This is a genomic window from Rhodoferax sp. (genome assembly GCF_011391645.1).
Lineage (GTDB): Bacteria > Pseudomonadota > Gammaproteobacteria > Burkholderiales > Burkholderiaceae_C > Rhodoferax.
Genome location: NZ_JAABQC010000109.1, coordinates 1 through 8,735, shown reverse-complemented (window position 1 = coordinate 8,735; position 8,735 = coordinate 1). Strand labels below are relative to the sequence as shown.

At 63.2% G+C, this 8,735-nt stretch carries 8 protein-coding genes, 1 pseudogene and 1 riboswitch; of the genes and pseudogenes, 5 read left to right on the top strand and 4 right to left on the bottom strand.

The genetic code is table 11. From position 1 onward, the window contains the following. Both GPS82_RS12120 and GPS82_RS12115 read left to right on the top strand, forming a co-directional pair. The coding region (locus GPS82_RS12120) for a hypothetical protein (protein ID WP_296495059.1) at positions 1-523 on the top strand (523 nt) is incomplete at its 5' end. Positions 524-702: 179 nt separating this feature from the next. Further along, entirely contained in the window at positions 703-1,191 is a 489-nt protein-coding gene (locus GPS82_RS12115; protein ID WP_296495057.1) for a low molecular weight protein-tyrosine-phosphatase, read from the top strand. 83 nt (positions 1,192-1,274) lie between these two features. On the opposite strand, the gene GPS82_RS12110 is transcribed toward GPS82_RS12115, so the two are convergent. Together GPS82_RS12110 and GPS82_RS12105 are read right to left on the bottom strand one after the other, a co-directional pair. Further along, on the bottom strand, positions 1,275-2,696 hold the full coding sequence (locus tag GPS82_RS12110; protein ID WP_296495055.1) for a DUF2252 domain-containing protein: 1,422 nt from the start codon (positions 2,694-2,696) through the stop codon (positions 1,275-1,277). A gap of 195 nt (positions 2,697-2,891) precedes the next feature. Continuing rightward, entirely contained in the window at positions 2,892-3,653 is a 762-nt protein-coding gene (locus GPS82_RS12105; protein WP_296495052.1) for a phosphatase PAP2 family protein, read from the bottom strand. Between the two features lie 151 nt (positions 3,654-3,804). Between GPS82_RS12105 and GPS82_RS12100 the strand changes: the two genes are divergently transcribed. Both GPS82_RS12100 and GPS82_RS12095 read left to right on the top strand, forming a co-directional pair. Further along, the gene (locus GPS82_RS12100) at positions 3,805-4,497 is read left to right on the top strand and encodes a response regulator (protein WP_296495051.1); all 693 of its coding nucleotides are present in this window, start codon (positions 3,805-3,807) and stop codon (positions 4,495-4,497) included. Then, a complete protein-coding gene (locus tag GPS82_RS12095; protein WP_296495049.1) occupies positions 4,497-5,873 on the top strand; it encodes an ATP-binding protein in 1,377 nt (458 codons plus the stop codon). The genes GPS82_RS12100 and GPS82_RS12095 overlap by 1 nt, the downstream gene beginning before the upstream one ends. Before the next feature lie 12 nt (positions 5,874-5,885). On the opposite strand, the gene GPS82_RS12090 is transcribed toward GPS82_RS12095, so the two are convergent. Together GPS82_RS12090 and GPS82_RS12085 are read right to left on the bottom strand one after the other, a co-directional pair. Beyond that, a complete protein-coding gene (locus GPS82_RS12090) occupies positions 5,886-6,296 on the bottom strand; it encodes a diacylglycerol kinase (protein ID WP_296495047.1) in 411 nt (136 codons plus the stop codon). Further along, positions 6,269-7,975 carry a phosphoethanolamine--lipid A transferase gene (locus GPS82_RS12085; RefSeq protein WP_296495045.1) on the bottom strand — a complete coding sequence of 569 codons (1,707 nt, stop codon included), beginning with the start codon at positions 7,973-7,975 and terminating at the stop codon, positions 6,269-6,271. The genes GPS82_RS12090 and GPS82_RS12085 overlap by 28 nt, the downstream gene beginning before the upstream one ends. Before the next feature lie 242 nt (positions 7,976-8,217). Further along, positions 8,218-8,303, top strand: a riboswitch (cyclic di-GMP riboswitch). A 50-nt stretch (positions 8,304-8,353) separates the two neighbouring features. Here GPS82_RS12085 and GPS82_RS12080 point away from each other — a divergent pair. Then, positions 8,354-8,735: pseudogene (locus GPS82_RS12080) on the top strand (hypothetical protein); the annotation flags it as partial.

Here is an 8,735-nt window from a genome sequence, read left to right as displayed (position 1 = left end):
CATGGCGGCATGGTTGAACCTTTTTCTGGTGGTGGGGTTGAGCCAGCCGGTGCAGCTGTTGCTGGCTGGCGTGGCGTTGCTCATCGGCGCTTTCAATGTGAAGGACTTCTTCGCACTTGGCCGCGGCTTCAGCTTCAGCATTCCCGAGAGCGCCAAACCCGGCCTGGTGGCGCGCATGCGCCGCGCCATGCAGGCGCAGGCGCTGGCTGCCTCGTTGCTGGGCGTGGCGGCGCTGGCGGTGCTGGTGAACCTGGTCGAGTTGCTGTGCACCGCTGGCTTGCCGGCTATCTACACCGCCGTGTTGGCGCAGCAGCAACTGGGCACCGCCGCGCAACTGGCTTACCTGGGCCTGTACATCGTCGGCTACATTGCCGACGATGCCCTGATGGTCACGCTGGCCGTGCTGGCGCTGAGCAACGGCAAGCTCAGCGAGCGCGCCGGGCGCGGGCTCAAACTGCTCAGCGGGGTGGTGATGCTGGCGCTGGGGGCTGTGCTGCTGCTCAAGCCGGATTGGCTGGTGTGACCCCGTCGCCAGCCCTCCAACCGCACCGTTGATCTTCGCCCCACCACCGTAATCAGTTTGATCGACGCCCACACCCAGGCTGCGGCAATGGTGTTCAGCAATTGGCCGCAATGATGGGTTCGCAGCCGGCTTCCGTCATACTTGTCAGCCGTTCACCCAAACCACCCCAACACTTTCCAATGAAAACGTACTCTGTCCTCTTTGTTTGCATGGGCAACATCTGCCGCAGTCCGACCGCGCATGGCATTTTTCGCCAAAAAGTCATTGCCCACCGTTTGGCTGATTTTGTGCGTGTCGATTCGGCTGGCACGCACAACTATCACCCGGGCAATCCACCCGACACGCGCTCCCAGACCCATGCCGCTGCGCGCGGTTATGACATCGCCGATTTGCGCGCGAGGCAAATCCAGAACACTGACTTTGAAGACCATGACCTGATCCTGGCCATGGACTGGGACAACCTGGCGCTGCTTCAGGAGATTTGTCCAGCAGAACATCAAACCAAGGTGCGACGCTTTACCGAGTTCTGTCTGCAGTCTGACAGCCCGGTCGTGCCTGACCCCTATTTCGGCGGTGTTGACGGGTTTGAGCAGGTGCTGGATTTGGTGGAGGACGCCAGCGAAGGTCTGCTCAGGCATGTCAAGACACAGATCGGACGGGCTGGGTAAAAGCCAACCCTGCCATCGCGCCCACGCTCTGGCATGCGCAAGCAGCCTTTAGCCGAAAGTCGTCGGCTCTCGCAACTTGCCCGTCAACCAGCCTCCTCGAAGACGGCCTTCACCTTGCCGCTGCGAACCGCGCGGTCAAGGGCGGCGTGGTCGCTCTCGTTCTGGTCGGCATAAGCCACCGAGAAGGCCGCTATGGCCCGATCAAAGCTGTCTCGGTTGCCCATGTAGCCGCTCAGCGCGGCCGCGTTGCCGGTGCGCGCGTGCGAAAGCGCGAGCGCCTTGCCGCACCACGTGGCGCAGATGTCCATCTCGGCACGGTTGAGTGTGTCCACAAGGATGCTGATCTTGGTGTCCCTGAGCTGGCGAATGAAGAAGTCGCGCTTGGGCCCCCGCGCCCAGCCAAGGAACATGTCGCTGGCGGGTTGCATGAGCCGGTACCCGTTCACGACACGCTCGCCATGGTTGGACAAGGCGCTCGCGCCCGCGTACGGCTCCAGCACCGAGGCGCGCGCCTCCTTGACCTGCAGGAACAGGGGCTCGTCGTCGCCGGCCGTGAAGAGGAATACCCAGCACAGGGTACCAACGCTGCCGACCCCCACCACCTTGACGACAGCGTCGCGGAGCTCGTAGTGATCAAGCAGGCCCTGCACCGAGTGCGGCAGGCTTTCGCGGTAGCTGGCCATGGCGTCCCGCATGATCTTCTGGATCTCACCGGGGCGATGGCCTTCGACATGGAAGATGGTGGGAAGCTGATCCATGATGACCGGCGGCCCTCCCTGATCGCCCACGAGCTTGGGGAACATCACCTCGGCGCGGCTCTTGGCCTTTTCCTTTTCGATGCGCTTCATGATGCGCTTGCGCCGCGCGGGGTCGAGGTCCGCCATCAACTCTTCTGCACCCAGCGCCCGGTACCACAACTCCAGCTTATTCATCCGGCTGAACTCGGCCATCGATTCGCGGTAGCTTCGCACACAGGTCGCAGCAATATCTTTGGCAGCGCCATCCCTGATGCCTTTGTCACGACAGGCCACGACAAAGCTTGCCGCCAGGCGCTTGACATCCCACTCCCAGGGCGCCGGCAGCGACTCATCAAGGTCGTTGATCGAGAAAATGATCTTGCGCTCGGGCGTGGCGAATCCCCCAAAATTGCAGAGATGGGCGTCGCCGCAGCACTGGACGCGCATGCCGCTGACCGGCGTCGAGGCCAGGTCGCTGGCCATGGTGGAGGCCGCGCCCCGGTAGAAGGTGAAGGGGGTCTTGACCATGCGCCCATGGCGCAGGGGCAGCAACTCTGCCACGCGCCCCTGCTCGGACGCCAGAACCATTTGCACCGGATCGGGACGGTTGGCGGCAGGTTTCCAGGCGGCGTGCGCCTCGCGCGGGCAGTTCTCGCGCAGGGCCTTGCCGGCGGCATAGCGCTCCTTGAAAGTTGCGCCTGTGTCTATCCCTGCGTAAGGCGGCTGGTTGGTCGCAGCAGTTGGCCTGATTGTCTTTGTCGCATTCATACATTTCCTTTTCATACAGGAGCGCAAACCAGCTTCTGCAGCAGTTCACCCAACCGGCCCATGGTGAGCGCCAGCGGGGCAATGGCCGCAGGGAAGGTCGCCACGAGCCCGGGCAAAGGCCGGCCGGTTGTGGGCGTGGCGTGCAGGGTCCGCGCAATTTCATGAGAGCCGCCCCGACCGGCCAGCGACTGAACCTCAGCGCTGCGTCGTAATGTTAACTTGGCGTGCGCCGTCAGACAAATGTTGGTAGACGACAAACAGCGCGCGGTTCAGCGAGACGGCCACCCAGCAAATCCAGCCGGTCCACAGCGTATGGCTTGGATAGTGCGCGCCCCGCAAGGTTTGAGCCCCACCCAGAACCAGCCCGGCCAGCACCACACCAGTCAACGCTTGCTTCGCCAAGCGGTGCTCGGCGGAACCAGATTTTCTTGACAGGCCCGGCAAAGCCAGGGCCACAAAGGCAAACGCAGAAGAAGCATGCCCGCCGGGAAAACAGCCACCCGAGCCTCCGTCTCTCACGCCCCATTGCCAATGCGACACATAAGTGGCCAGGCCCCCAAATGGTTGCAAATCCCACGGGCAACTGGTGAGGCTGAAGCGCTTCATGCCACTGATGACCAGCAGGGCCACCGTGACACCGACCACCATCTCAAGCCGCTCCAGCCGCTGGTGGCTCTTGAAGACGCCAACCGGGCGCCACACCATCACCCACAGGCCCACAAAGGCGACCATTGCGAGCTGCCGCGCCGCGCTGTGCAACACGGTCTCCAGCCACCACTGCTCACGCAGCGGAAAACCCGCCGTATTACCCAGGCTGGCCATGACGGCCAGGTCCAGCCCGGAGGTGTCCCACGCAACCAGGCAGCCCAGCAAGAGCAAGGTCACCACTGGCCAGGCTTTCAGCGGCGCTGTGGCAGAGGCGAGGGAAGGGGAAAAGGGCGTCGCCTGGTTTTTCATGATCACGATTGGAGCGCCCCATCCTTAAGCCAGTCTTATGCGCCCCCTCAATGACTCCCGAGGGCTCCTTGCGCCTGCAATCCTGCAGCCATCCGGCCTGCCACAATAAGGCCCGGTCGGTCGGTCACCGGCTCTCAATCGGAGGTGTTGGATGCGCGTGTTGGTGGTCGAAGATGATCCGGGCATTGCAGCGGGCTTGCTGGCCACGCTCAAGGCCGCAGGCTACGCGCCCGATGCCTGCGCCACCCTGACTGGTGCGTCCAGCGCCATCGCCGTGGAGGTGTTCGACCTGGTGTTGCTGGACCGCGGCTTGCCTGATGGCGACGGCCTTCAATGGTTGCGCCAGTTGCGCAAGCGGGGCTTGAAGCTGCCGGTGCTGATGCTCACCGCCCGTGATGCGCTGCCCGACCGGGTGGCCGGCCTGGACGAGGGTGCGGACGACTATCTGGTGAAACCTTTTGAACCCGAAGAATTGCTCGCCAGGGTGCGGCTGGCGCTGCGCCGCAGCGAGGGGCGTGCCTCGCCGCTGCTGCGCCATGGCGACCTCGAGATCGACCCAGCGGCCCATACTGTCACCCGCGCCGGCCAACCCGTGAACCTGCGGGTGAAGGAATTCGCCTTGTTGCTGGCCTTGCTCCGCAATGTTGGGCAGGTGCTGTCGCGCCAGCGTCTTGAAGAAGCGTTGTACGGGTTTGACGAGGCACTGGAGAGCAATGCGCTTGAAGTCCATATTCACCATCTGCGGCGCAAGTTGGGCGACGATTTCGTCAAAACGGTGCGGGGCGTGGGCTACTTTGTGCCTCGACCCGACAACAAGCCCGCCAGCAGCCTGAGAGGTGGCTGATGCCCCACGCCGAGCCAACCCACCAAACCCGCGCGCTGTCGCGTCATCTATGGCAGTGGACCCTGGTGGCTTTGGCTGCTGTCTGGTTCACGCTGACGGCCATGGCCTATTACACCGGCTTGCACGAAGCTGGCGAAGTGACCGACGGACAACTGGTGTCTACCGCCGAACTGCTTCTGCGCGCGAGCGCGGGGATGCCATCACCCGCGGCGCCGGCATCGGGCGTTAACGCCGGCGCAGTGCGCGGGCCAGATGTTTCGGGCTACTCGCCTGAACTGCATGTGCTGCTGTGGGACCAAGGGCAAGTTAGCCTGGACACTCACGGTCTTGCGCCCGCCCTGCCCGCGCCACTGGCGCTTGGCCACCAAACGATCACGGTGGTGCGTGGCGAGCGCAGCACCCGCTTTCGGGCCTACGTGGCCGAAGTCACCGCCCCGCAGGGCGCCAGCCGGCGGGCGGCGGTGCTGGTCGACACCAGCCGCCTGAAGGCGCTGGCACGCGACATTGCCGAACACATCGTGCGCCCTGCCATCATCTTGCTACCGCTGATTGCCCTGCTTCTGGGTTGGGTGATCCGCCGCGGCCTGCGGCCGGTGCACCGGCTTTCGGCCGAGATTGCAGCCCTGGACGTGGACAAAGGGCAAATGCTGTCACCCAACCAGCCCTTTCGGGAACTCGTGAGCACAGTGGCGGCCATCAACGGCATGGTGCAACGCTTGCAGACGCAAACCCGGCGCGAGCGGCAATTTGCCTCGGACGTCGCCCATGAGCTGCGAACGCCCCTGACCGCGCTGGTGCTTCAGGCCCGCCAAGTGCGCGAGGCCAGCGCACCGGGGCAGCGCGATGCGGCGGCGGAGCAAGTCGAGCAGCAGGCCCTGCTCTCAGGGCGCATCCTGGCGCAGTTGCTGGACCTGGCGCGCGCCCAGAACCTGTGCGGCCAAACACTTGATCAGGTAGACCTGTGCGCATTGGCGCGCAACGTGTTGGCAGAACTGGCACCCGGCGCGCATGACCTGGGCCAGGAACTCGGGCTGGAGGCGCCAGCCACGCCAGTGTGGGTCAAAGGCCAAGTCGTCATGTTGACCCTGGCGGTGCGCAACCTGGTGGACAACGCGATTCGTCACACAACGCCGGGGACCCAGATCGAGGTTCGGATTGAACACAGCCCAGCGGGCGAGACGGTGCTGTCGGTCCATGACGATGGCGGCCGCGCTGGCGCGCCAACGACCAATCAGCCCGGGCTGGGCATAGGCCTGACATTGGTGCGCCGGATTGCCGGGTGGCACGGGATTGAGCTGCGCACAGACCACCCGGAGGCCCCGTTTACGACGCGGTTTGCACTGGTCTGGACCCCAGGCAAAACCCCAGTCAGCTGAGAAAATGCGCCCTTACACGGCGAGAAACTTGTGCCAAAGCGCCGCCAGCCACACCAGCCCGCAATAGGCCAGGCTCATCAGCACGGCTGCACTGCCCAAGTCTTTGGCCTTTTTGGACAGGTCATGCCACTCCGGCCCCACCCGGTCGATGGCCGCTTCAATGGCGGTGTTGAGCAGTTCCACCACCATCACTGCCACCATGGCACCCACCAGCACCGCCAGTTCCAGCCAGGTGTCGCCAAGCCAGAATGCCAGCGGCAGCAACACAATAGCCGCCAGGGCTTCCTGGCGAAACGCGGGCTCCAGCCAGCCAGCTTTGAGACCCTGCGATGAATAGCCAAAGGCCAGAATCAGGCGCTTGAGACCGGTTTGCTTGATGTGCTTTTGCAAGGGACTCAACTTCCAACCGGGTTGCGGTTGCATCCTGCCAGCACCGATTTACCCCTGGACAAGACACTGGTTTCCACCTGTGCGAGATCAAGCACGGTGTGAAATAGGTTGTCGTGCGACCATGATTCAAGGGCCTTCTGCTTGAGGCAAGTGGCGTCAAGTTTCAGCCGCTGCGCAAACGCGGGTGACATCCAGGTCAACATGGGCACATGGGTTTGCTCGTCGGGCGCAAAGCTGTAAGGCATGCCATGCAAGTACAAGCCTTTTTCCCCCAGCGACTCGCCATGGTCAGACACATACAGCAGCATGGTGGGGCGCTGCAGGGATTCAAGCCAGCCGATGGTCTCGGCCAGCATGTCATCAGTGGCGCGCAGGCTGTTGTCATAGGCATTGACGATTTCCTGCTGCTGGCATGCCTGCAAGGCGCTGCTGGCGCATTCCGGTGCGTAGGTTTTAAGATTGGCTGGCGAGCGCCTGGAATAGGCCGGGCCATGGCTGCCCATCTGGTGCAGGACAACGACGGTACCCGCCGCGTGCGTCTGGGTCTGTTGCGCGGCAAGTTGTCCAGGCAGCGCGCGCAGCAAGGCCATGTCCTGGCACTCGCCCGATTCACACAGGCCAGGCGGCGCCACCGTGCTCACCGCAACATGCGGCACGCGGTCACACACCCCTTTGCAACCCGACTGGTTGTCGAGCCAGAGCACCGACATGCCGGCATGCTTCAGAATGTCCAGCAGATTTTCATAACGGGCCTCATTGGCCACAAAGCCGTTGCGGTCGAGGTGCGAAAACATGCAGGGTAGTGAGGTCTCGGTATTGGTGCCGCACGACGTCACCTGCGGGAAATACACCAGATTGCCCTTGGCTTGCAGCGCCTTAAGCCGGGGCGTGGTGTCGCGCGCGTAGCCACCCAGCCCAAAATTTGCCGCCCGCGCGGTCTCTCCCACCACCAGCACAATCAATGGCGACACACCCGCCTGGCCAGTCGGCAAGACAATATGCGCATCGGCACCCACGGTTTGCAACGGCTGCTGCGAACGCTTGACCTCCCCCGCCGAGTGGCGACCGATGGCATACACAGTGTTGTAGGGATTGATCATGTAGCGCAGCGACTTGTGGTTGCGCATCAGGGAAGCCAGGTCCTGAAAACTGACCGCCAGCGCAGCAACCGCCAACAAAAAAGCCAGCAGCGCCCACAGTGCCTGGCGCCCCAACAGTCGTCGCGCGGGCAACCGGCGCAGCGGTTGGCGCCACCACCAAACCCCTGGCAAAATCAGTCCGGAAAAAAGTGCCAACCCCAGGGCAGGCGTGAGCAGGTCACGCACTTCACGGGCATCGGTGCCCGCCACATTGGCCATCATGCTGGGGTCGATCACGATGCCGTAGGCCGCCATGAAATAGCTGCTGGCCGTGACCGTGGCCAGCAGCAACACGCCGGCCGGCTTGAGCCAGCGCGGCCACACCAGAAAAGCCAGCGTGGCAAAAAGAATGCCGACCAGCGCGCATGCCAGCCCCATCACACCCAGAACAGCCCGTGCGTTGTGCAGCTCGGGCAACCGGCCCAAGGCCAGCCACAGAGGCAGGTTGCCCACGGTGCTGATCCATAGCGTCAGAACCAAAATCAGGCTTGTCGGGTGCCAGCCGACGGAGCCGCGGTGTCCGGTGGACGCAGCAGCGCCATGGGACAAAAGAACAGGGTGGGAAAGGGTCATGCAATCATTGTTGCGGCCTTGCCTTATCGCAACATTAACGAATGCCACCTGAAAAAATGACCTCGGCCGCAGCAATTCGACTGCGCCAGTGAGGCCGATTCAAGCCCCGCCACGCAGGACCTGCGCCTTGCAAAGCGGCACCTTTTGGCGGCTCGGCTGCGAAATCATGCAGGATACATCTTGTCACAACATTTTGCGCGGTAACAAAAATATCGCTTCCAATTCATATTCCCCCTTCTTAGAATCCGCATTGGTAAAGTTGCCGAAAGTCAACGACACAAAGCCACCGGCCTAACGTGCACAGCACCACGGCAGCGGGGTTACCGGAAGTGGGCCGTCACCCCCTGACGGCCTCAATTAACTGAATTGAGGCTCATCATGTTTTCTTTTTCTGCGCTCTTGTCTGGCCGTGCCACCGGTCACCTTGCCATGCCGCTTGGCACGCTGGTAGCGGCGCTGGCGCTGGCGGGTTGTGGCGGGGGCTCCGGCGATGCGCCCACAGCCAGCCTGGGCGGCGCCACCGCAGCCAGCCAGTTCACTTTGTCAGGAACCCTTGCCGATGGCCCGATTGCCGGCGCGACCGTGTTCCTGGACCTCAACAACAACATGGCGCACGATGCGGGAGAGCCAATCTCCCTGCCGTCTGCGGCCAACGGTGCTTTCACGATAGCGCTTGAAAAACTCGGCACCGCCCAGTTGGCAACCGCGCTGCTGGTCTCCCATGTGCCTGACTCTGCCCGCGACCTTGACGATGGTGGCA